This window comes from Microcoleus sp. AS-A8, from assembly GCA_039962225.1.
Lineage (GTDB): Bacteria > Cyanobacteriota > Cyanobacteriia > Cyanobacteriales > Coleofasciculaceae > Allocoleopsis.
Genome location: JAMPKV010000008.1, coordinates 299214 through 323392 on the forward strand (window position 1 = coordinate 299214; position 24179 = coordinate 323392).

General features: G+C 45.9%; 20 protein-coding genes. 9 read left to right on the forward strand and 11 right to left on the reverse strand.

The window, feature by feature from the left end; genetic code table 11:
* The first annotated feature begins 13 nt into the window (after window positions 1–13).
* On the forward strand, window positions 14–1567 hold the full coding sequence (locus NDI48_15310; GenBank protein MEP0832541.1) for a glycosyltransferase family 39 protein: 1554 nt from the start codon (window positions 14–16) through the stop codon (window positions 1565–1567).
* Between the two features lie 252 nt (window positions 1568–1819).
* Here the strand turns inward: NDI48_15310 and NDI48_15315 are convergent, their stop codons facing one another.
* The 9 genes from NDI48_15315 to NDI48_15355 all read right to left on the reverse strand — a co-directional run bounded on the left by NDI48_15315 (window position 1820) and on the right by NDI48_15355 (window position 13452).
* Window positions 1820–2665 (reverse strand): TauD/TfdA family dioxygenase, encoded by an 846-nt coding sequence (locus tag NDI48_15315; protein MEP0832542.1) that lies wholly within the window; start codon window positions 2663–2665, stop codon window positions 1820–1822.
* A gap of 8 nt (window positions 2666–2673) precedes the next feature.
* Window positions 2674–4008: a hypothetical protein gene (locus NDI48_15320; protein ID MEP0832543.1), complete on the reverse strand. Its 1335-nt coding sequence runs from the start codon at window positions 4006–4008 to the stop codon at window positions 2674–2676.
* Window positions 3998–5281: a tubulin--tyrosine ligase family protein gene (locus NDI48_15325; GenBank protein ID MEP0832544.1), complete on the reverse strand. Its 1284-nt coding sequence runs from the start codon at window positions 5279–5281 to the stop codon at window positions 3998–4000. Before NDI48_15325 ends, NDI48_15320 begins: the two co-directional genes overlap by 11 nt.
* 572 nt (window positions 5282–5853) lie before the next feature.
* Window positions 5854–7581 carry a succinate dehydrogenase/fumarate reductase flavoprotein subunit gene (locus NDI48_15330; protein MEP0832545.1) on the reverse strand — a complete coding sequence of 576 codons (1728 nt, stop codon included), beginning with the start codon at window positions 7579–7581 and terminating at the stop codon, window positions 5854–5856.
* Window positions 7582–7716: 135 nt separating this feature from the next.
* Window positions 7717–8028 (reverse strand): hypothetical protein, encoded by a 312-nt coding sequence (locus NDI48_15335; protein MEP0832546.1) that lies wholly within the window; start codon window positions 8026–8028, stop codon window positions 7717–7719.
* 418 nt (window positions 8029–8446) lie between these two features.
* Entirely contained in the window at window positions 8447–9946 is a 1500-nt protein-coding gene (locus tag NDI48_15340) for a phytoene desaturase (GenBank protein ID MEP0832547.1), read from the reverse strand.
* A 7-nt stretch (window positions 9947–9953) separates the two neighbouring features.
* Window positions 9954–10166 carry a DUF2283 domain-containing protein gene (locus tag NDI48_15345; protein ID MEP0832548.1) on the reverse strand — a complete coding sequence of 71 codons (213 nt, stop codon included), beginning with the start codon at window positions 10164–10166 and terminating at the stop codon, window positions 9954–9956.
* The gene (locus tag NDI48_15350) at window positions 10154–10483 is read right to left on the reverse strand and encodes a DUF4258 domain-containing protein (GenBank protein ID MEP0832549.1); all 330 of its coding nucleotides are present in this window, start codon (window positions 10481–10483) and stop codon (window positions 10154–10156) included. The genes NDI48_15345 and NDI48_15350 overlap by 13 nt, the downstream gene beginning before the upstream one ends.
* Window positions 10484–10593: 110 nt before the next feature.
* Window positions 10594–13452 (reverse strand): pentapeptide repeat-containing protein, encoded by a 2859-nt coding sequence (locus NDI48_15355; GenBank protein MEP0832550.1) that lies wholly within the window; start codon window positions 13450–13452, stop codon window positions 10594–10596.
* 320 nt (window positions 13453–13772) lie between these two features.
* On the opposite strand from NDI48_15355, the gene NDI48_15360 reads away from it, so the two are divergent.
* The 4 genes from NDI48_15360 to NDI48_15375 all read left to right on the forward strand — a co-directional run bounded on the left by NDI48_15360 (window position 13773) and on the right by NDI48_15375 (window position 17304).
* The gene (locus tag NDI48_15360) at window positions 13773–15131 is read left to right on the forward strand and encodes a TrpB-like pyridoxal phosphate-dependent enzyme (protein ID MEP0832551.1); all 1359 of its coding nucleotides are present in this window, start codon (window positions 13773–13775) and stop codon (window positions 15129–15131) included.
* 5 nt (window positions 15132–15136) lie between these two features.
* Window positions 15137–16060: an alpha/beta hydrolase gene (locus NDI48_15365; GenBank protein MEP0832552.1), complete on the forward strand. Its 924-nt coding sequence runs from the start codon at window positions 15137–15139 to the stop codon at window positions 16058–16060.
* On the forward strand, window positions 16038–16664 hold the full coding sequence (locus NDI48_15370; protein MEP0832553.1) for an alpha-ketoglutarate-dependent dioxygenase AlkB: 627 nt from the start codon (window positions 16038–16040) through the stop codon (window positions 16662–16664). Before NDI48_15365 ends, NDI48_15370 begins: the two co-directional genes overlap by 23 nt.
* A 274-nt stretch (window positions 16665–16938) precedes the next feature.
* On the forward strand, window positions 16939–17304 hold the full coding sequence (locus NDI48_15375) for a DUF4345 family protein (GenBank protein MEP0832554.1): 366 nt from the start codon (window positions 16939–16941) through the stop codon (window positions 17302–17304).
* Window positions 17305–17312: 8 nt separating this feature from the next.
* Here NDI48_15375 and NDI48_15380 read toward each other — a convergent pair whose 3' ends face one another.
* Both NDI48_15380 and NDI48_15385 read right to left on the reverse strand, forming a co-directional pair.
* Window positions 17313–18128 carry an SDR family oxidoreductase gene (locus NDI48_15380; protein ID MEP0832555.1) on the reverse strand — a complete coding sequence of 272 codons (816 nt, stop codon included), beginning with the start codon at window positions 18126–18128 and terminating at the stop codon, window positions 17313–17315.
* 241 nt (window positions 18129–18369) lie between these two features.
* On the reverse strand, window positions 18370–20205 hold the full coding sequence (locus NDI48_15385; protein MEP0832556.1) for an ABC transporter ATP-binding protein/permease: 1836 nt from the start codon (window positions 20203–20205) through the stop codon (window positions 18370–18372).
* A 97-nt stretch (window positions 20206–20302) separates the two neighbouring features.
* On the opposite strand from NDI48_15385, the gene NDI48_15390 reads away from it, so the two are divergent.
* The 4 genes from NDI48_15390 (at window position 20303) to NDI48_15405 (ending at window position 24178) form a co-directional block, all read left to right on the forward strand.
* Window positions 20303–20938: a GNAT family N-acetyltransferase gene (locus NDI48_15390; protein ID MEP0832557.1), complete on the forward strand. Its 636-nt coding sequence runs from the start codon at window positions 20303–20305 to the stop codon at window positions 20936–20938.
* A 199-nt stretch (window positions 20939–21137) separates the two neighbouring features.
* Window positions 21138–21365, forward strand: a complete 228-nt coding sequence (locus NDI48_15395) for a DUF167 domain-containing protein (protein MEP0832558.1) — start codon at window positions 21138–21140, stop codon at window positions 21363–21365.
* Window positions 21366–21623: 258 nt separating this feature from the next.
* A complete protein-coding gene (locus NDI48_15400) occupies window positions 21624–21971 on the forward strand; it encodes a hypothetical protein (protein MEP0832559.1) in 348 nt (115 codons plus the stop codon).
* Window positions 21972–22003: 32 nt separating this feature from the next.
* Window positions 22004–24178: a PAS domain S-box protein gene (locus NDI48_15405; GenBank protein ID MEP0832560.1), complete on the forward strand. Its 2175-nt coding sequence runs from the start codon at window positions 22004–22006 to the stop codon at window positions 24176–24178.
* Window position 24179: the final 1 nt, after the last annotated feature.

A 24179-nucleotide genomic window follows, 5' to 3' on the forward strand; every position in this document is an offset into this window, starting at 1 on the left:
TAATCTATATTTGATGAAAAAATTATCGGTAATCTCGAATCACTCGCTCACCCAAGCCCAGTGGTTCTTAGTTTTTTTGATAGCCGCCCTCGTGCTTTGGGGTATTTCTCTAGGAAACGTACCTTTACGAGATTGGGATGAGGGAACTCGTGCTCTAGTCGCTAGAGAAATTTACCGTACTGGCAACTGGCTTTATCCCAGACTTCAGGGAACATCCTACCTCCTGAAACCGCCTTTGATGGATTGGGCGATCGCATTAAGTTACAGCATCGGGGGTGTTCATGAATTCACCACACGCCTACCGGGTGCTTTCTTTTCAGCTTGCGGCGTACCTCTGCTTTATGGGGTAGGGCAAGAACTTTTTCGCCAACGCTTACCAGCCGTTTTGGCTGCCAGTGTTTACTTAACCCTGCTGCCTGTTGTGCGTCACGGACGTTTGGCGATGCTCGATGGTACAGCCGTTTCTTTCTTCTTGTTGCTGCTATTTTGCCTGCTCAAATCCCGTCAGGATCGACGTTGGGCTGTCGGAGTGGGATTGGGTGTAGGACTGATTAGTTTAACAAAAGGCTTATTAGTGGTGCCTCTAGCTGCGATCGCAGGAGCATTTCTCCTGGCAAATCGGCAGTTTTCTTTATTAAAAAGTCCCTATTTTTGGCTTGGATTATTATTAGGAAATGCGCCAGTATTTGCCTGGTATATAGCCCAGTGGCAACATTACGGAACCAGTTTTTTGCAAGTGCATTTTCAATCTCAAGGGTTGGAGCGCCTGTCTCAAACGGTTGAAAATAATGGGGGCGATCCTTGGTATTACTTACTAGAGTTATTAAAATATACTTGGCCTTGGTTGATATTTTTGCCTAGTGGTTTATCGCTAGCTTGGCAAAAACGCCGGAGCAGTTGGGGTTGTTTGGTTTTGATTGGCACGATTGGTTATTTACTAATCATTTCTGTGATGAATACCAAACTTCCTTGGTACATCATGCCGGTGTATCCCTTTGTTGCTCTTGCTGTTGCCGCTCAACTCACTGAGTTTTGGCAAAATCACCAGCGCTATCCTCGATTTTTAATAGGAATTTTTGGCTTTTTATCAGTTGCAGGTTTGGCAGGATGTGTTTATTTTATCTTGGCAGATCCTCAGCCTGTGTTAATTCTTATGGGGGGTGTTGTAGCCCTGACAATGGGGGTAGTGGCTTGGTACATTCAACAGAATAATCCTAGATTTATCCTGATTTTGTTCCTGGGGATGTATTTAATTTTGGGACTATTAATGACCTCTAAATCTTGGCTGTGGGAATTAAACGAAGCGTTCCCTGTAAAACCAGTGGCGGCTTTAATCCAAAAGCACACTAATCCTAATCAAGTGGTTTATACGTCGTTTGCTTATGGGCGTCCGAGTTTAAATTTTTATAGCGATCGCCAAGTTATTCCTGCTGATGCTACTACTTTGCAACAGTTATGGTCAACGAAACCTTACTTTTTATTAGATAGCGCAACGTTAACCAAATTGTCATTACCGGATAGTGTTTCTCTCGGCACCGCAGAAGGCTTTACCCTAGTTGCGCCTTAAAACCTTATATATAGGTTCTCTCGGAAAAACTGAGAGAGCATTTTTTGTTGTTGAGTGGTCTGGTGTTCTAGCAAAAGCAGAGCAATGGAATGATAGTCGGTAATTTTAACATAGTATTTTCAGGGGGAAATTATTATGTTTTATTTTGAATCGGCGTTAGTCAATGAAGCCCAGACCAACGCACAGATGTGTAAAACAATGTTGTGCTAGTTGGCGATTGTTTATGGAATGTCTAATAAAAAAATTCCTGACTCAGCCAAGACAACCACTCTCTTTCCTGTAAACGTAGGTTTCGCAGTCAACCCCGAATCTCGTTTGTTTTGCCTGGAAGCGCAGGCGTTTTAAGTGTCTGTTTTTGTCCCTGACTTTTGTGCGCCCATGCAAAAATCTTCCGTTGTCGAAAATGATAATCGTTCCTGTCTTTAAGAAAATTGACTTAATCAAACTCTTATTTGCCAATAACAACTCAAGCTCGCCGATAGCCTGCAACTCTTGAGGAGTACAATCATCAAGTATCAGAACTTCTTGACGGTATCTGAAGTTCCCCTCTCCATTAAGTATAGAGGCTTCAATATAAGCCTTATTTTTAATAAATTCCTGGGGAACTCTAAATTTAAAAGCCTTTGTTTGCAAAACTGAAATCGCTTCCCTGGAAAGATGCTGCAATATTTGCCGTCCATCAATTAATTGAGTTATGCCACCTCCTAAGCTATCTTCTGCAACAACATAGAGAGCAACATATTGAGGTGGGGGTTCCTCAAAAGAAGCATCGGTATGTATAGGGAACTTCTTTGTCGTCAGCGATCGTGTTCCTTTATCCTGGTCTACATTAGCATCATATTTCACATCCCATATAACCATTCCTTTACCGTCATGAGTATCAATAGTGCCAAGATGTTCCACAATCGTTGTCATGATGGAAGCATCGGGATTATCAAAACCAAGATCCAGAAGTATAATCCCAGCCTCAAATAGCGCAGAAGCGTAAGCATCAAAATCAATGTCATTCTTCGTATCGATCTGAAAGAGGCATGAAGCAGGTAATATCAGGGGATTTTCTTCAATTGCTAGGAGGTCAGTCTTTTTTGCCGCTATCATTGATATCATCATTTACGCAGCAGATTTATATCCAGAGAATTACTTCGCAGCAGATTTATATCGAGGGAATATATTACTCCTGTGCCTTTGCGTCCCGATCTTCCCAATCCACCAGTCAAGGGCGTAATTTTCGATTGCTCATTTCTGCGATCGACAATCTTGATTACCTTTTGCGAAGTTGCACTCTTGAGTAATTCTTCATGTTCAGCTATCCTGACTTCTGTGAGAAAAGAATTATCATTACTCCTAAGAATTTCTTGGATTTTTGAACACAATTCATTAAACTGATAAGTCGAATACGTGGGCGTCATAGGGACACAACAGAACTGAATTCTATCTCTGGCTTTTTCTGGGTCATAGGATATTTGAATCTGAAAATCTGCAAGGCGCTCAAAAATTGAAGCAAAATCATCAAGAAAGTAATAACTTCCTCCTATAGAAAAAGAACAATCAACTCTTCCTTTTAACTCCAGCATATTGAACCTTGAACCCCGATACATTATTTTAGATAATCGCCCTATGTCCCCTGTATCGTATCGCAATAAAGGATTTCTGCTTCTGATAAGATTAGTAGCAATAATTGTCCCAAATCCTTCTTCATTAGGATTATTGATTTCAACATGCATGAGTTGAGAGGGAAATAAATAACCTTCGCTGGGCAAATCTGGCGGTTGATAAGCCCATACACCAGCTTCGGCAGAACCGTATAATCCACTAAACCGGGTGGCATGAAAGGCTTTTTGTAGGTATTCTCTTTGATGAGAAAGTAACGGCTCCCCTGCAAAAATAATGTGTTCAATCCTGACTTGTAATTTTTGTTTTATAACGTACCGTGCAAATTGCATCAGTCTCGAAGGAATTCCCATGAGCGTGTTAGCGCCAAAACGAATTGCAGTTTCATACGCTTCTCGATCCGGACAAAGAGAACTTACGGGTAGAGTGGTGGCGCGGGCACGTTCACAAAAATCATTAAAGATTTCCAATGAGCGATACATCATCGTACCGCCGAAAAGATTCAACGCCATAGTGGAGGGAGTAAATATCTCTGAGTGAATCAGGTATTTGGAAAGTAAAGCTCGTTGAAATCGATTTTCAGTAACATCTGTCGGAAAAAATAGCACTTGACTTGAGCTACTTCCTCCCGTTGGACTCAAATACAATCCTGTCCTAAAGCTTGCTTCCTTTAAGTTTGCTTCAACTTGCCTATAAAGAATCTGCTTCTCCAGGATGGGGACATCTGCAAAACATTTTGTTTCCTTCAACACATCTCGATAGAAGGAATGCTCCCTAGCCGCTTGATAAATTTCCTCAACTGTATGGATTTTTAATTCGTTACTCTGCATGTTCATCACCTATGAGTACAGGAAATAGTATCGTTCCTCCCCCAGAGACATTAACAATATTTTTGGGAGATGCTCGATAAATGCCGGAACCAAAAAAAACATCATCAAAAGCGGGTAACATGCCAACAACGTGCATGGGGATGATTGAGACTTCCCCGTTTAATGACGTGAGAATAGGAAACTTTTTTTGGGGAACATAGCGTTGCAGTACATACTCAGAGCAAGCTTTTTCTTTAATGATTTCTTCCCATTTTGTTGGTGAAGAAAATTTACCAAAAACAATACCTGCCCCTTTGCCCAAAAGGTGTGGCTTCATAATCCACGCTTCTGGATGTGCTAATGCTTCTTCAACAATCTCCGGAGATTGAGACATAACGTAAGTTGGTACGACATGCTCACGGAGAAATGCAGCCTCTTCTTGAGGCAGATAATCCTTCATTATGTCTTCTGAAGAGAAGACGGCAAGAAGTCGTTTATCATGAGCAATGAAAATTGTTCTGAGATCGTTAAAATAACCAAAGCTGGTGCTGAGGTTTTGCAGGAGTTCGCTATAGAGTGTTTGTAGTAATTCATGCTGATGTAACTCAAGAACAAAATAGTGAAAAACCCCATCCAGATCGCCTAGCGATTTTTCTGTGACCTGTAAATTTTCGGGTCTGAGCAGTCGGCATGTATACCCGGCTTTATTTAACTCATAATCCAGAAAAAATATATCCCACCCTTTTTCACAGCCTTTAACGATACCTATCTGAGAACCTGCTATGAACTTTTGGCAAAAAACGCTTTTAACCTGAGCAAGACCTGGAATGCTTCTTAGGCTGGGGTGTAAGTATGGTAAAGAAGGAATAAGGTTATTGATGTAATGACTGATGAAGTAGCCATTGACAGGGAACCGGGCATTGATTTCACAAATGTTGATGTTTCCATCGATATCATGAAGGAAGTCAGGACGAAAACAACCAAGCACATAGTTGTTTTTATAAAGGGGTTCTAGCAGGGAAAGAACGCTTTCTGATAAGCTAATAAATCGTTGTATTCTTGTATCGATAAAATAATGAGTTACCACGTATTGAATGGCTTTTTGCACAATCCGTTGTAATTTGGACTGCGTCTGAAATTCGTTGGGAGAGATACCAAACGGATAAGGATTAAAGGCTGTGGTATACCAGGTGGCATCATTCCCCTGAGTGGCTAATTGCTCAAGAAATAACTTGGTGTCTCCAGTAAACTGTCTGGCTAACCCATCTTTAACCTCAGGTATTATTTGTTTCATAAGTCGAGTTCTCGTCTAAATGTGGCTGCCAGAAGAGAGCGCGAGAGGTTCGATTAGTCTGACTCTCGCTATCTAAGCATTGATATATCTGACTAAGGGTAACTTATGCAGTTTTACCTACAGCTTGTTGAGCAACACCTGTGTCTTGACCGAGGTTATGACTATTAGATCCCACATTCCCCAGCCAAGGACTGTCACACGAGCAGCAACTAGTCAGAAGCGTTCACCTCGCTCCCAGACTTTGACTTATTATTAAGTACAAATACTTAATTAACAGGAAGACTTTTTCGCTTAATTCTCTCGATTGTTATTAAGCTTGCGATCTCACAATTGCCATCATATTGTCACTGATCTGTCATGTGTGCTGAGTAGACTGTGTGAGGTAGACAGAGTGTTTCATTTGACACACCTCAGTAATGCTCTTTCGTGGCGTATCGGCAAGAGGGCATTTTTTGTCATGAGGACGAGGGGGTGAGAGGGTGAAGGTTGTTGATAATCCTGGGATAAGAGTTGAAAAATTCTCTCAATCCCCAATCTCCCACTCTCCCCCTCTCCCACTCTCCCACTCCTTCTTAATATTTCCGCTCTTTCGGTTCAAATCTCGTAATCGCCACAGGTAGATAGTTTAAATCAATGCCTGCGGGGGAATAAAATGCCATTGTATGTTTGAGGAAATTGGTATCATCTCGCTCGGTATAATCTTCGCGACAGTGAGCACCCCGACTTTCTTTCCGGTTCAGGGCAGATGTGAGGATAATTTCTCCAACCACCATTAAACTCCGGAGTTCCAAGGCTTCGATGAGCTCCGTATTCCAAGTGGTACCTTTGTCATCCAAGTAAATTTGTTCGTATTGTTGTTGCAGTTGTTTGAGCTGATTGAATCCTTCTTGCATTAACTCTTGTGTACGGAAAACACCACAGTATTGAGTCATGCAATCTTGGAAGTTTTGGCGCAACGTCCCAATCCGGATGGTTCCCGATTGGTTCATCAGAGTATTAATCTGTTCTTGGGTGGAACGGATATAGGATTGTTCATTAATATCGGGTAATTTTCGGTCTTGGATGTAACGTGCGATCGCAGCCCCAGTTCTCCTGCCATAGACGATACATTCCAACAGCGAATTACTCCCCAATCGGTTTGCCCCATGCACAGAAACACAGGCGGCTTCTCCCGCTGCAAAGAAGCCCTCAATCAGTCCATCGGGGCCGCTACGCACCTGTCCATCGGTGTTCACCGGTATCCCCCCCATGGAATAGTGAACCGTTGGGCGCACGGGAATGGGTTCATGGACAGCATCAATCCCTAACAGGCGATGAGCTTCTTCCCAACAGAAGGGAATCCGGCTCATAATCTTTTCTCGGCCCATATGACGCAAGTCAAGATAGATAAAGGGGCCACCTGCACTGCCATCGGGATGAATCCCACGTCCCGCCCGAATTTCACGGACGATCGCTCTTGAAGTAATATCGCGAGGAGCGAGTTCCATGCGACTGGGGGCGTAGGTTGCCATAAAGCGATCGCCATTGGCATTAATTAAATAAGCACCTTCACCGCGTACCGCTTCCGACAGCAAGACACCCACCGGATACATCCCCGTGGGGTGAAACTGCACAAATTCCATATCCTCTAACGGCACACCCGCAAAGGCAGACATGGCTAGGCCGTCCCCCGTCGAGGCATAATCATTGGACGTAGTATTATAAACACGCCCATAGCCGCCCGTGGCAAACATCACCACCTTCGCCCGTACCACTTGCAACTGACTGTCCCGAATCCGGAACATCACCACCCCTTTGGCCTGCCCCTCCTCCACAATGAGCTGCATCACGTACCACTCATCGTAGAGGCGCACCCCGTTACGTTTCAGGTTGTTAACCAGTTCGTGCAGAATGGCATGACCGGTTTTATCCGCCGCGTAGCAGGTGCGTCGGTTGGAATGTCCACCAAACGCCCTCTGAGCAATGCGACCATCGGGCAAGCGAGAAAACAGAACCCCCATGTGTTCTAAGTCAATCACCACATCGGCAGCCTCGCGGGTGAGGATTTCCACCGCATCTTGGTCGGCTAGATAATCGGAACCCTTAACGGTATCAAAAGCATGGGCTTCCCAGGTATCTTCCACATCCACATTTTTCAGTGTGGCAGCCATTCCTCCTTGTGCAGCGACGGAGTGAGAACGAATGGGGTGAGTTTTGGCAACGAGGGCGACATCCAAATTGGGGTCAGTCCGTTTAATTTCCAAAGCGGCGCGACACCCAGCTAATCCGCCCCCCACAATAATGACATCGTGTTCTAGCATGTGTATTTTTCGTCAACGTTATTTAGCAAAATTTCTTGAGCAATTAAAGCTTGTAAACCAAAAAACTCCCCACCCAAAGGCGGGGAACTTTTGATTTTTTATCGGTTGCTACTGAGTGATGATAATAGCGATTTTTTAACTCGTTGCTTCCAGAGGTTTCTGGTTCGGTGTGTTGCCACGAACCGTCTCAGTGGTTTGGCCTTCCGACATGGGCAGAAACTCAATATGGTTGAGCAGAGTCGTCACGAAGGCAAAGAGCAAGAAGGGCAAAGACAATACCAAGATTAACCCAACAGTGGCTAAAGCGTAAATTTGGCGATCGGCGCTCCAAAGTGCCAGCGCTGAAGCAAGGCTGAGAAAAATCACAATTAACCAAATGATGATTTGTCCATAGATATCGCCAAAGCTCAAGGTGCAGATCATGCGATACTTGCCGAATTTATCCATGTGATCCCTCGAAATATTTCTTTAAAATTTAAGGATAATCCCCTCACTCAGAATTGGGTCATTTCTCAATATATTTTTAAAGATACTCTGGAAATTTATGGCTCCCTGACTTTACAAATCTTGACTTATTCAGGATTGAGTCCTTGGCGTTAATTACAAGGGAATAAAAGTCTATCTTTGGTTGCATTTACTCTATCACATGCTTAAGCCTCAAAAAAGTAAACTAAGTTTGTTAATGGTTGTGCAATCGCAACTTGAGACAATGCGAGGAAAGATTACGGATGAATAAGACAGCTTTGTGAAGCCTCAATCTTTCTCCTCACAAAACTCTGCAATCATCTGTGCCTTGACCGCTTCTAACGGATAGGTTTTGAGGTAGGTTGAGAACATTAAACATCTTCCTTACTCTTGAAGCCGATCATCCAGCCCTGCTAATCATCTCTGCCACAATCTTGCCTGAACTCATCACCCCTGGTAATCCCGCTCCTGGATGGGTTCCGGCTCCTACACAATAGAGATTAGGAATATCCTCGCTTTGGTTATGAGGACGGAACCAAGCAGACTGGAACAAAGTAGGCTCCACTGAAAACGCAGTGCCCTTGTAGCTATTCAACTCATCCCGGAAATGTACTGGATCGATATGGTGTTCGGTGACAATATGACTTGACAAATCCGGTAGATAGTGCTGCTCTAGATACTGAACGATCGCATCACGGTAAGGCTTTGCCACCTCTTTCCAATCCGTTGCACCATCCAGGTTTGGAACTGGAGCCAGCACATACCAGCAGTCACAACCAGGTGGCGCAAGGGTGGGGTCAGTTGCAGTAGGGCGATGAAGATAGAGCGAAAAGTCTGATGCTAGGTGCTTGCGATAGCGAAGCGCTGCTGCGAAGCGCAGATCGAACAAATCTACCATCCACTCCCGGTAGCGCGGACCCATCAAAATCTCATGGTGTGCCATGTGGTTGTAGCGTCGATTCGTGCCAAAGTAAACGACGAATAGTGACATCGAATATCGCAGATTTTGCAGGTAGCGATTGCTATATTTGCGGCGAAACTGGACTGGAACTAAATTGAGATAGGTCAGGGCAACATCGGCATTACTCACAACAGCATCTGCCTGGAGCAATTCACCATCCTTGAGTGCAACCCCAGTTGCTCGTTTCGTCTTACCCTCAATCAAAATCTCTGCAACTTCTGTATTGAGCCGTAATTCTCCACCCAAATCTTGAAACAATCGCACCAAACCCTGCACTAATGCGCCCGTGCCACCCATTGCAAACCAGACTCCGAAAGCCTGCTCCAGTTTGTGAATCATGGCGTAGACGGAGGTACTCTGAAAGGGATTGCCGCCAATCAGGAGGGGATGAAAGCTAAACACCTGCCGTAATCGCTCATCCTGGATGTACTGATTTACAAATCCTGCTACTGATTTGAAGGACTGCAATTGCAGCATATCGGGAGCGACTTTGAGCATATCGGTGAAGTGGCTAAACGGCTTCGTCATCAGGGGTAATCCCTTTTGAAACACCTGCTCAGATGCCCGGTAAAACCGATGGTAGCCTTCCACATCAGCAGGGTTGAATTGCCGAATTTGTTCCAGCAGGTAGTCGCTGGAGCCGTTATAGTGAAATACCGAGCCATCTTCAAACCGCACGTTGTAGAACGGGTCAAGCGGCACCAGTGTCACGTAATCCCCAGTTGTGCGGTTACTCAATTCAAACAGTTCATGAATCAGGTAGGGAGCGGTAATGATGGTGGGACCAGCATCGAAGGTGAAGCCATCCTGCTGATAGACATAGGCACGACCACCGGGTTTATCCCGTTTTTCTGCGATCGTCACCTGATGCCCCTGTGCCTGTAGTCGGATGGCAGTCGATAGCCCACCAAAGCCACTTCCAATTACAACAATCTTCATCAAAGGATTATGCCGTTGCCGTTTCAAAGGAGATTTTGAGCTTTGCGGGAGATGGAATGATGTAATTGAGTTTTTCAAAACCAATAACTTCTCCATTTCTATCTTTCATCAAAATCACTTCATCTCCAGTTTCTTCACAGGTATATTCCTCCTGTGGATTGCCAAACCAGACGGTTAAGGTATTGCCAACCTGGTCGTAATAAACTTTCACTTCTGCCATACGATTTCTCCTTCTTTGATTGCATCAGTGGGATAGGTGGTAATCAGGAATCCTTCTCCGTTTAGTTGTCTGATAACGGCACAAAGCCATCGTTTTTCTCGCTGAAGTTTGTAGAACAAATAAACGTTAGAATCACTGCGGCTGCGGCGGATTTGATCAGGTTGGGTCAGGGTTGCCTGTACTGCTGCTTCTTGCCCATTCATGATCGGATGTTTGATCTGGGTAATGATGTTCCAGTAGGCGACAGTGACGCGGATGTTGCAATTGAGAGGTGTTTGGGCAGTGAAGAACAGGCTGTCTGGTTCTTTGTCGGTCATGGGGTTGCCTCTCCTAACAATTGTCGCTCAAGGTCAGTCCTCTCCATTTTTGGTTAATCCGGCAAGCACCAATGCAGGTCGTCTTTTAGCAAAGGCAACACGCAAGGAATTTACGATCTCTCTGGCTCTATTTCCTCATTTAAGCTAATTAGCACCTTGCCCTCAAGTATTGTTCCCTTAAGATTTGCGCCATTAAAATCTACGTTTTCAAGATTAGCCCCTTCTAACCTAGCGTCTTCAAGATTAGCATTCTCTAAATCAACCTCTTTAAGATTAGCTAGACGTAAATCTGCTTTATAAAGGTTGGCATCACTAAGATTTGCATATTGTAAATTTGCTTCTCTAAGATCTGCCTCTTCAAGATTTGCCTTCCAAAATCGTACTCCTTGAATGTTTGCACGTTTCAAACTAGCCCGCTTAAGGTTTGCTTCATTCAAGTTAGCTAGCTCAAAATTTGCAGCTTCAAGATTTGCTTTTTCTAGGTTAGCTTGCTCAAGGTTAGCTCTAACAAGGTTAGCTTTTTCTAGAATTACCTGCTTTAAATTAGAGCCGACAAGAATTGCTTGTGCTAATTCTGCTTTTTTCAAATTTGTACCTTCTAAGTTTGCACGAAACAGATCTTTCATATATAAAATGCACCCTTGCAAATCAAGAAACATTAAACACTTCAAAGACAATGCATCTACCTCTACTCTTTGACTATGAAGCCTTGAAAGCCATGAGCCAAAGGCAGAGGGACTAGGATATTCAATTTTTGAAATTAATTTTGTCAAACAAGCACAAGCACTTAATACAAACAATAAAGCTTCTTCTGAATTGCGTGCCATGAAATTAATATACCAAAAATTATATCCAGAAATACGCTCCATTGGCATACCATGCTTTAGGATAAATCCAATTAAACGGCACAGTAGTTTTTGCCATTGTTCTATATTTAATTTGTTCTCCAACTGCATTTCATCAAAGATGAAATCAAGCAAGTATTCGTCGATGTTTGAGGGACCACACAGCAATGCCCAGCGATATAAAGCATCACGCTCATCCCAACCTTCATCTGGGTCGTACTGACGCTCCTCTAATTTCTTAGAAATTAGCCGAACTTCCCGTACAACGCGCTTTGCTACCAAATACTCACCAAAACTCTTGTGGGTAAACTCAAAGGTCTTGTTACCAGCATGATCATGTCCACTCTGGCGGAAATAGAAGGCAGTCAGCAGGCGAGTAATGCTAGCCTTTGAATCTTCCCGAAAGCCCTCTTGAAATCGGTTCAATAGGCTTTTGAGATTACTATTGTCACAATGCAGCTCAATTTCTTGTACCGTTGTCGTTCGTCCATTCCCATGCCAAGCTGCCAGGGCAATCTCCTCTAGAATGCGAACAAAATCTTTTTCCTCGATGCCCTGAAGGGCGGCGTGTTGATGTCCTGCCCAACCCCGCTCATAAATAGCTTTGAGTAGGTCAGCATACACCGCATTTAGGTTGGTTTCTTCCGAAAATTGCAGTTCTCCCCGTCTAAGACTAAGGGCAACTAGGTAGTTCAACAGGGGTTGAGCCGTAATCTCCGTCAAATTGCCCTGGTCTAGCTCGGTGGGTAAGCCAGTATAGCCACTGCCACTCACTGCACCATAGCTTTGCCACCAAAGCTGCCGGTGGTCTTGTTCCAGTAGCTTTTTAGCATCCACATAATTCTTCCGGTCATCTTCAGGCACGAAGTAGGGCAGGACGTGTAGGATTTGTCCATCCTTGCGAAAGTCAGTTTCATTTGCCTGCACCACCAGTTCTCGACCCCCGATGAGTACCTGCAAGCACGTTTCCTGCTGGTTAAACCGCTCCACTTTGCGCTGCACCTCTCGCACAAAATCTTGCGCTGTTTTCTCGGCAATCTTCCCCTGCATTGCTAACTCATCCAAGCCATCAAAGATAATCAATAGACGAGATTCTCGATGCTCAGCAGCCAGCGGATTGTGAGGTAATATCCCATCCATCTGCACAAACTTGCCAACCGCATCAATCAGATCGTCGGAAGGTTCAAAATGGTGCAGTGGAATAAATAGAACTGAAATCGTGCCCTTTGCTGCCAGCTTAGCGGCAAACATTTTGGCAAAGGACGACTTGCCACTACCAGGCCCCCCACTAATCAAGCGAATTGCATCAGTTCGCACTGCTTTACTGAGCCAGGTTTCTAATTCTTTCTCCAAGTCAACTGCCACTCGCTCAGATTGCCTGCTGCCTGCGAGTCTTTCTTCTACCTCCTCAGCCTTCTGTCCCTCAACTTTGCGGTTGTAATAAGCCCGTAACGGCACATACACCTGCTTCAGGCTAAAGGCTTCCAAAAACATCGGTTCTTCCACCTGCTTTTGGAGCCAGGTTGCATACCGCAGCCATGATTGAACTCGCTCATTGGCTTGCGTAAAGGGAGTATCTAGCTTTTCTTTGAGAACAGCATAGTCTTTCGCATGACTGCCCCACTCGTCATGGAGTGCCGCCGCAAAGTAGATGGGCAGTCGGTCACTAATCGCTTGGGCATCTGCTTCGCTCAAACCACACTGCTTTAACCACTTGACAAAAGCAGGTTTTACTGAGCCAACAATGGAGTCTTTGTCAGGATGCTCAAAAAACTTCTTATTGACGGTTAAACTGCTGGTTTCTAATGCCTCGTTAATCCCAGTTTGCAAGGCTTTGACATCAAATTTCTCCGGTTCCAGTTCAGTTTTCTCATCAATCAGGTTTTTCATTGCCTGGAGCAAAGAGCGGTAAACCAGCAACCAGGCAATTTCCTCTGCATTTGCGGCTAAACCCAGGGCAGACAGAGCCTCAACCCCATCCCCTGCCAAACTATCCCACTTGCCAAAACCCAGGTCTACTAAGCCTTTACCCAGTGCTTTAGAGAAATCTTTGAAGTTGACCTTAACTGATTTCTTAAAAACAGAAGTGGGCTTGCTGATTGAAAGTCCAGATTCGCTAGTCATAAGTAATTTGAAATTGGCTTTGCTCAAAAGCAGTGGCTTGCATCTATGTTAAGCAAGTTATTTAGCCCACGTCAGTAAAGCCACCGAGCTTCATTAAGAAACTGAGACAGCTTTCAAAGTGGCTTTTTGAGTTGAAATATGCAACGCCAACGTTTAAAGCTAAAAACTCCGACCTCCAAAACACTTCCTTGCTCAAGGTTTTGCACGAGAGGAGCGATTGCTTCGCAGACGCTTTCGCGTAGCGCATAGCGTCCACTTCACGGAATCAGCGACAATAGAAGCCTCAACGTAATCAGCCGCTACTTTCTCTAGAACCTGGAATGGACACCATCAAGTACCTCCTGTCGGAAGACCAAATGCCCACTGCCTGGTATAACATTCAGGCGGATTTGTCCACGCCGCTACCCCCCGTTCTCCATCCCGGCACCGGGCAACCGATTACTCCCGATGACCTGGCTCCCCTCTTTCCCATGACCCTGATTGAACAGGAAGTCAGCCAGGAACGTTGGATTGAGATTCCTGACGAGGTGCAGTCCATCTACCGTCAATGGCGACCAACACCGCTTTATCGGGCACGCCGACTGGAGAAAGCCCTCGATACCCCTGCCAAGATTTACTACAAATATGAAGGCGTTAGCCCTGCCGGAAGCCACAAACCGAATACAGCCGTTGCCCAGGCGTACTACAACAAACAAGCAGGCGTAAAGCGATTGACCACGGAAACCGGAGCCGGACAGTGGGGTTCCTCACTCGCGTTTGCCGGGGCACTGTTTGGGCTGGAAGTGCTGGTCTATATGGTGAAAGTCAGCTATAACCAAAAGCCGTACCGTCGAGCGTTGATGGAAACCTATGGAGCTAGAGTGGTTGCCAGTCCCAGTGAAGAAACCCAGGCAGGGCGCTCAATTCTAACTGCCTATCCCAACAGCACAGGGAGCCTGGGCATCGCTATCAGTGAAGCGGTAGAAGTTGCCGCAGGGGATGAGGGGAGCAAGTACGCTTTGGGGAGTGTCCTCAACCATGTTTTGCTGCACCAAACGGTGATTGGACAAGAAGCATTGGCACAGCTAGAAATGGCAGGAGATTATCCAGATATTGTCGTTGGTTGCACAGGTGGGGGCAGCAACTTTGCCGGAATCGCCTTTCCGTTTCTGGGCGCAAAGCTACGCGGTGAGCGAGAGGTTGAGATTATTGCCGTGGAACCCGCCGCGTGTCCTTCCCTGACTCGTGGCAAGTACGCCTATGATTTCGGCGATACAGCACATCTGACTCCGTTAGTCAAGATGCATACCTTAGGCAGCACATTTGTACCGGAAGGCATTCATGCGGGTGGCTTACGCTATCACGGGATGGCTGCCCTTGTCAGTCATGTGGTTAACTTGGGACTCGCACAAACCCGCTCTGAATATCAGTTAGGTTGTTTCGCAGCAGGGTTGACCTTTGCTCGTGCCGAAGGTATCCTTCCCGCTCCAGAAGCCAACCATGCTGTTAAGGGAGCGATTGACGAGGCATTGAAATGCAAAGAGTCTGGAGAGAGTAAGGTAATTTTGTTTAACCTTTGCGGACATGGGCACTTTGATATGCAGGCGTACATGGACTATCAGGCCGGAAAATTAGTAGATACTGAGTACAGTGCAGAGGAAGTAGCGATGGCTCTGGCAGGATTACCTGTTGTCGGTTAGAGCGAATGAAAGCTGATTTTTTACCGCCTTCAGTTGTTGATATTCAAGACAAAGATGCGATCGCTCTTCTTCAACCGCTTCAGCGTCGGGTGGTTCAGGTTCCCTTCGAGCAGGGCACAACTGCAATCGCAACTGCCTACATTCGTCATTGTTCCGATCGCTCAGCTTCCCGCTCCAACGCTACACCAATTCTGTTGCTCCACGGATTTGACAGTTCCCTGCTGGAGTTCCGGCGTTTGCTCCCCTTATTAACAACCCGACACGAGACTTGGGCAGTGGATCTGTTTGGCTCTGGATTTACAGAGTACGTTCCCACCCTTGCCGTCAATCCTCAAACCATCCGGCAGCACCTCCTTAGCGTTGTAGAAACCTGGATTGGTCAACCTGTAATGCTGGTTGGTGCATCGTTAGGAGGTGCAGTGGCGATCGACTTTGCCTTAAATTATCCCAACTGGGTGCGATCGCTCATCTTGATTGACAGTGTTGGCTTCTCTGGCAGCTTTCCGGTTGGGCAATTTCTGCCGCATCCCCTGATTGAATTGGGGGCGAATTGGCTACACTTCCGCAAACAGGCTGCTCTCACTGCCGCTTTAGCTTTCCCAATGATTGACCCAACGCTAGTCGATGCGCTTCGCTGTTCTCTGCTGCATCAGGAGATGCCAGGATGGAAAGCGGCGATCGCATCCTTCACCCAAAGTGGAGGTTATGGTAATTTGGGCGATCGCATCACTCAGGTAAACCACCCTACTCTGATTTTGTGGGGAGAAGCCGATGATGTATTGGGGACGGACGATGCAACTAAGTTTGAACAGGCAATTTCAGGCAGTCAACTCATTTGGATTCCAGAAGCGGGTCATGTGCCTCACTTCGATCGACCTCAATCTGTTGCAGCGCATATGCTGACTTTTGCGCGACGCATCAGAAGTTGATCGCCTATTTGTCTGTGTGATGCTCACTATCCCTCTCCAACTACCTGACGCCGATATCGTATTCTACCCATCTCTGCTGGATGGGCAGGAAAGCGATGGCCTTTTGACAGAACTGACTGAAACGATCAACTGGCGACAGGACTGGATTACGATTTACGGGCGTTCAATGCCTCAACCCAGGCTGACAGCTTGGTATGGCGATCCTGGTAAATCCTACATTTACTCTGGCATCACGATGCACCCCTCTCCCTGGACACATACACTACTTGACCTCAAAGCAAAGGCTGAAGCGATTTCTGGTGTGGCGTTCAACAGTGTATTGCTAAATCTCTACCGAGATGGCAACGACAGTATGGGGTGGCACAGCGATGATGAACCTGAGTTGGGGCACAATCCCGTCATTGGTTCTCTGAGTTTGGGCGGAACACGGCGGTTCAGGCTCCGGCACCGAGCTGAGAAAGACTTGAAGCATCAACTGGAGTTAACCTCTGGCAGTTTCTTGTTGATGCAAGGGACAACGCAACATTACTGGCAGCATCACATTCCTAAAACTAAACGTCCGGTTCCTCCCCGGATTAATTTAACCTTTCGAGTGATTGACTGAGCAAGGAGCAGGGAGCATCCCAAAGTTGCAAATTGCCCACAAACTAGACAACCGTGATGTAATCATACGGAGTTGCTGTCTAACGTAGAATTTAACGTAGACGCGTAGCGGCTTGCCGCAGGCTACCACAGAGGTACAGAGGACTTTGAGGTAAGAGAAACAGAGAGTTATACGTTTGAATTCAATTTGGTATCAATCAGGTTCTATCTCTCGACAGTAGCTTACCTCAATATTGAAAGGCACAAATAGAAGTGTCCCTTTCACTATTTCGCTTGTGGAAAGCATTACACTGATTGCTCCCAACATTGCAGCAGCGCTCCTCATGCTTCTGGGGGGAGCAGCGTTGCTTTTTCCCAAAACAATGGCTGCTTTTGTGGGTATTCAACCCATTGCCCCAGTTGGGGTTTCTGAAATTCGCTCAACACTCGGCAGTTTTTTTCTGGGGTTGGGAGCAACTTGTTTATGGTTGCAGTCTGCTGATGCCTTTACGGTTCTGGGTGTCGCTTCTTTGGGAGCGGCAACGGTTCGCCTGCTGTCAAGTGTGTTCGATCGCAGTGCCTCGATTAAGAACATTGGGGGTGTAGTTGCAGAGGCGTTACTCGGTGTCCTGTTTCTCCTGAGTTGGGGTTGGAGTGCTTGAGGAGAGGATTACTTCTGGGCGGAAGTTGTCCTGCGGGTAGTATAAGCAGCAATGCGGTCAACGAACCCTGGCGCAATCAACTTTACCCAAGGTGTCACTTTGCCTTTCAACGTCATCAGGTGTTCGCGTTTGCGTCGTTCCATCGCCCTAACAATTTGACGCACACACTCGTCTATCGACATATTGCCCTTGCTCTCATCACGAGGACTCTGTCCCAATGGTTGTCCATTCGCTCCTAGAGCACGTTGCCGGATGTCGGTTGCAACAAACCCCGGTGAGACAACCAGCACATCCACCCCAGTTCCCCGTAACTCAATGCGGAGGGTATCGAAGAACCCTTGCATCGCGTGCTTACTGGCAACGTAACCGGTGCGAGTAGGTACAGCCGTTTTGCCACACAGCGAAGAGATAGCCACCACAAGCCCTCGACTGGCTTTGAGATAGGGTAAGGCGTAGTGGGTGCAGTAGACGGCACCGAGGTAGTTTACCTGCATCACCTGCTCAAAAATGGACACGTCTGTAATCTCATCAAAGCGGGTCAGCATTGATATTCCGGCATTATTGATCAAAATATCAATCTGCCCAAATGTTGCGATCGCTTTCTCTATCAAATCCTGACAGGCGTCTTTTTGAGTCACATCTGTGGGAATTGCGATTGCAGTTCCTGGCTGATTGGTACAGGCAGCAACTGTTTCTTCTAATGCTGCTTCATTGCGGGCGGCTAATACTAAATTCGCCCCCTGCTGAGCCAAGGAGAGTGCTAGCGATCGTCCAATTCCGGCGGATGCACCTGTAAGAATAATCGTTTTGTTAGCAAAACTCATGGTTTGGGTCTCAACTTTTGCCTTCTGTCCTCACTCTCATCTCCGGTTTGCCTTCTGCCTTTTGTTATATCTCGATTTTCCTTCATCCCCTGCCTGGTGAACCCACTGATTACCAAAGACCAAGGGGTGGACGCAAGTCTGTCCTGATAGCGAAGCGGGCGAGCGTACCCGCTCGACGGCACTCCCCCACGAGTGCGGAAGCTCCGGGTGTAGCATAGCGAAACCCGGAGTACTTCACTGCTCAGGTTCCCAACATTTGCAACTTATACAAACTCGCATACAGTCCATTCTGCTGCAACAGTTCGTCGTGACTGCCCGACTCAATCAACTCTCCCCGTTTCAATACCAGAATCCGGTCTACATTACGAATCGTCGATAGGCGGTGTGCAATGATAATCGCGGTGCGTTTTTCCAGTACCCGGTCTAAGGCTTGTTGAATCAGCGCTTCTGTACCCACATCCAAACTAGCTGTTGCCTCATCCAGTACTAGGATACTGGGGTCACGAATCGCCGCACGCGCAAACGCCAACAATTGCTTTTGTCCCCCAGAAAGATTAGTTCCTCGCTCTCGCAGTTGGGTATTGTAGCCTTGGGGTAGCTGTTCGATGAAATTTGCAACATTCGTCACTTGAGCCGCCGCTTGGACTTGCTCAATCGAGTAAGTTTCTCCTAAGGTGATGTTTCCCTTGACATCTCCAGCAAACAGAAATCCTTCTTGCAGGATGACACCCAGGTAGCGCCGGAGTTCGGCTTGGGATATGTCGCGAATATCAATGCCATCAATCAGAATTCGTCCTTGTGTCGGTTCATAGAGGCGGCACAGGAGACGGATAATCGAACTCTTGCCAGCACCCGTCGGCCCGACTAAGGCCACTTTTTCACCGGGACGGATGGTAAAGTGTAGGTCTTTAAGCACGTATTCATCTTGCTTGTAGGCAAACCAGACATGCTCAAAGCGGATTTCCCCAGTGCCAGAGGAGGAGAAAGTAGAGCCTAGTTTGCCCTGTTCCCCTGTCAGAACTGGGTCACGGATTTCAATTGGCTCATTCATGATATCGCTGATGCGCTCAACAGCGGTGAATCCGGCTTGGAGCATGGTGAATTTTTCAGCAAACCGACGCAAGGGGTCAAATAAACGCTGTGCGTAGAGGATAAACGCTGACAAAGCCCCAAAACTCAGAGTTTTTCCGAGAACAAGCCAACCCCCTAACCCCAGCACTCCTGCGATCGCAATAAAACTAATCCACTCTAGTGTTGCCGAAACCGCTGAATCGTGAAAGATGGTTTTGTCTACTTCTTTGACGTAGCGATTGTTCACCTCACGAAACACTTCGGCATTAAATTGCTGTCGGCGGAACAGTTGCACAATATTAATGCCACTGATGTTTTCTTGCAGCATCGAGTTGAGTGCGGACAGTTCTTCCCTCGCTTTGTAGTTGGCTTTGCGATACTCCTGTTGGAAGTAAATAATTAACCCCGTGATGGGTACGAGCATCAACACTAGCATCAAGGCGAGTTGCCATTGCAGAAAGAACATCGTGATGGCAATTACCAGGATGGAGAGGACATCTCCGATAATCCCAATCGCCCCCGTGGAAAATACATCACCCAAGGCTTCCACATCGCTGGTGAGTCGAGTAATTAACCGCCCGACGGGAGTTCGGTCAAAAAATCGCACAGCCAAGGCGGTAACATGGTCAAATAGGTCTTCGCGAATCCAAGCGGTCATCTGTTGCCCTAACTTCACCACGAGGAAGCCTTGCACCGCCACGAATACCAATCGGATCACGATGGTTAACAGCAGTAGAAGGATGAGAAAGCTGAGTCCATCGGATAGCGATCGCTCTTTCAGAAAAGACCAGGTTTGATCTTCAGAACGAATCAAGGAGATAGCCTGTCCAATGATTAAAGGTTGAACCGCACTCGCGATCGACAACGGCAGCAATAACGTCATGGAAATCCATAACAGGTGTCCCGTGCGACGGGCATAAGGCACAAGTCGCAGAAACAGTCGCCAGTCGTTCTCACGGGGGCGTTGATTTTGATTCGCCTGCGCGATCGGTGAGGAGTGAGTCATCTAAAACCTAAGTCGTAATTTCTGTAACAAAAGAACCAAAAAGTACAAATAAAAGCACAAGCTTTAATAATCTAGCTTAGGAGATTACACCGTCATCATGCGTGAGAGAGAAGCATTACGACTGCAACTTAGGCAGTTTGTGGCGCGTGAGATAGAAACCCCCCGATTGCAACTTAGACAGTTCAAACCCAATGATGCAAAAGACCTGCATCGCATCTATAGCCATCCCGATTCACTCAAATATATGTCAAATGAAAAGCCGCTACTTTGGGAACAGACTCGATCGGTCATTGATGCCTTCACTGAACACTGGAAAAAGCACAACTTCGGAGTGTGGGCGATTGTTTACAAGAAAAATCAAAAACTCATTGGTCATTGCGGGCTTAAATTTCTCGCCAATACAACCGAAATTCAAATCGGCTATTTGCTATTCAAGTCCTACTGGGGCAGAGGGTTAGGAACAGAAGCCGCGTCAGCCGTCCTAAAGTATGGTTTTGATATCGCACACTTGGAAAAGATTGTGGCGATCGCTAAACCCGAAAACATCGCTTCGCGTCGGGTGATGGAAAAAATAGGGATGAAATACGAAAAGGAAGCGTATTTCTACGACAATGATGTCGTGTATTATTCTCTGGGACGAGAAGCTTACCAGTTAGAGTCAATGCGCTTAAGATTCACGACTCGAAAGGCGAATATTTCTTGCCCGATTCCCTTGTTTCTCTGCTTAAGCTGAACAGTGGCTGGAAAAGTGTTTAATGTTGTTGAGCATTTTACTTTTAAAGCCACGTTAATGCCTACCCCATCAACCGCTAGTTTTATAAGCCAATGCTTATAGATAAAGTCCTCTGGTAATAGGACTTAATGATGAACCTAAAAGGATTGCAGTCCGCTTTTATTGGCAGCTTACACAAGAGAAAGAAAGCCGTAGCTTAATGCAAAAACAAGTCAAAGTTAAGCCTAACGCTAAAAAACAGATCATAGAAGAATCCGCCGATGGCAGCCTTACAGTACATTTGAAATCTCCACCTGTGGATGGTAAGGCGAATAAGGAATTAATTGAGCTATTGGCCGATCAGTTTGATGTGCCGAAGTCACAAATCCGAATTAAGTCGGGTTTATCATCAAGAACGAAGTGGGTTGAAATTGATATAGATTCTTAGGCGATTCCCTTGGTGGTGCTTCAAAGGGGCAATCGCAAAATATCTCAGTTATATTGAATCCGTTGATATTAAAATACTAGATTTTTTAACGCAGAGGCCGCAAAGGGTCACGCAGAGGGGCACAGAGTTTTTGTACCTCAATCTCCGTTGTGATGAAAGATAATACTTTATACTGTACGAAGCGCATTCTGGTCTTTCCTTAAAATTTACTCATTTTTTGTAACTAAATTTTGGCAGGAACTCTTTAGAGAAACTCCTATGAAGCAAGGTACAGTGCATAATAAAATGTTACAACATTTGGTTCATGAGCAAACATTTCAACTAATACAGTTCAACCATCAACTTCAAGAAGAAATTAACAAGCGCCAGTTACTGGAAGATAAGCTACAAACGTCTGAGGCGAAGATACGTGCAGTCTTTGAGGCAATGACAGATATTGTACTGGTCATCAATACTCAAGGTAACCAGGTTAAAGATATAGAAGTTATACCGACTTCTTTAAATCGTTTATATGAATCTGATACTGACCTAATTGATAAGACGGTCAATTTTTTTTTGAGGATAATACAGCAAAGGCTTGGCTTCAAAAGGTTTGGGAAACTTTAGACAAAAAGCAGACGCTCAATTTTGATTACAGTTTGTCTCTGAAGGGGCGTGAGGTTTGGTTTAGTGCCAGCCTTTCCCCAAGTTCAGACGATTCAGTTGTTTGGGTGGCACGGGATATTAGCGAACGCAAGCAAGCCGAGGCAGAAGAAACTGCATTAATTCATTGTTTGGAACAAAGTGAACGTTGTCTTAGCCAAATCGTAGCCTCAGTTTGTGAAGGTATTATTGTTCAAGATAAACAAAATCATCAAGTGCTTTTTGTCAATGCTGCTGCCACAGCTTTGTTTGATAGACCTTATGAAGAGCTGATAGGCGAATCATTAGGTCTACCACTTATCAGTGGTGAATTAACAGAGGTAGATATTATTCATCCCTCTGGAAAATTGCTCGTTGCTGAGATGCGGACTGTAGATATTGTTTGGGAAAATCAAGCCGCTTATCTCATTACACTTAGAGATGTAACGAAACGCAAACGAGCTGAAGAGGAATTAAGACAGAGTGAAGAACGCTGGCGGTTAGTCCTTCAGGGCAGCCAAGACGGCATTTGGGATAAACACTTAAAAACCAATGAGATCTTTAGATCGGCTCGTTGGAAGGAAATTCTCGGTTATGAAAGCCATGAAATCCCCAACAACTATAACAACGATGAGGAGTGGGTAGGACGCATCCATCCCGATGATGTTGAGCGGGCGATGCAAGCTAAGGAAGATTATTTGGCTCGGAAAATTCCGAGTTATGCAATAGAGTATCGGTTGCAGTGCAAGGATGACAGCTACAAATGGGTTCTGATGCGATCGCAAGCGGTCTGGGATGAATCGGGTTCCCCAGTGCGGCTGGTGGGGGCGATGACGGATATCAATGAACGCAAGATTGCAGAGAAGCGGTTGCGACTCTTGGAAAGAGCGATCGCAGCGTCTAACAATGGCATTATCATTAGCGATGCTCAAGCACCAAATAACCCAGTAATTTATGCTAATTCCGGATTTGAGCGAATAACAGGCTACACAAAAGAGGAAGTCATTGGCAAAAATTGCCGTTTCTTGCACGGAACCGATACAGCACAACCCGCACTGAAAGAACTAAAACGGTCAATTGCCGAGTCAAGAGAAACTCAAGTTGTTCTACGCAACTATCGTAAAGATGGCACTCTGTTCTGGAATGAATTCTGCATTACCCCAGTCCGAGATGCAACCGGACACTTGACTCACTTTATTGGGATTCAGACTGATATTAGCGATCGCAAGATTGCGGAGGAATCACTACGACAATCGGAAGTCCGAGAACGCGAAAAGGCACAAACGCTAGAACGAGTAGTTGGCGAATTGAAACGAACTCAAGCCCAACTCATTCAAGCTGAAAAAATGTCCAGTCTGGGGCAAATGGTCGCAGGGATTGCCCATGAAATCAACAATCCCACCAGCTTCATCTACGGCAATATCGCCCCAGCAACAGAGTATGCCCAGAACCTGCTACACATGATTGAGCTATATCGACAGTATTACCCGAAGCCAGTAGAAGAGATTACGGAACAACTGGAACTCATCGAACTGGACTTCATTGTAGAAGATTTTCCCAAACTTCTGGCATCAATGCAGGAAGGTGCACAGCGGATTAAGCAGATTGTGCTATCTCTACGAAACTTCTCTCGCCTTGACGAATCGGAGCGCAAGCGCGTAGAGATTCATGAGGGTATCGATAATACCCTACTCATCTTAAATCATCGATTGAAACAACAACCCAAACGCCCTGAAATTCGAGTCATCAAGGAGTATGGTCAACTGCCCAAAATAGAGTGTTATCCGGGTCAGCTCAATCAGGTATTTATGAATATCATCAGTAATGCAATTGATGCTTTGGATGAGGCAACAGAGAAACAAACTGGCTTGGAGGCTACAATTCGGATTTGCACAGAAGTAATAAAAGGTGATTCACGCTCAAGCCACAGCAACGAGCAAAGCGCGTCGCGGGTACTTATCCGTATTGCGGACAATAGCCCTAGTAGTATCAAGGCAGAACTTCTGCCCAAGATATTTGATCCATTTTTTACGACAAAACCTGTGGGGAGTGGCACAGGTTTGGGGTTATCGATTAGCTATCAGATTGTAGTAGACAGACATCGGGGGCAGTTGAGGTGTTATTCAACCCCGGGTGTTGGAACAGAGTTTGCGATCGAGCTACCCATCGCTCCAAGCGCAACACCTCAGTAAC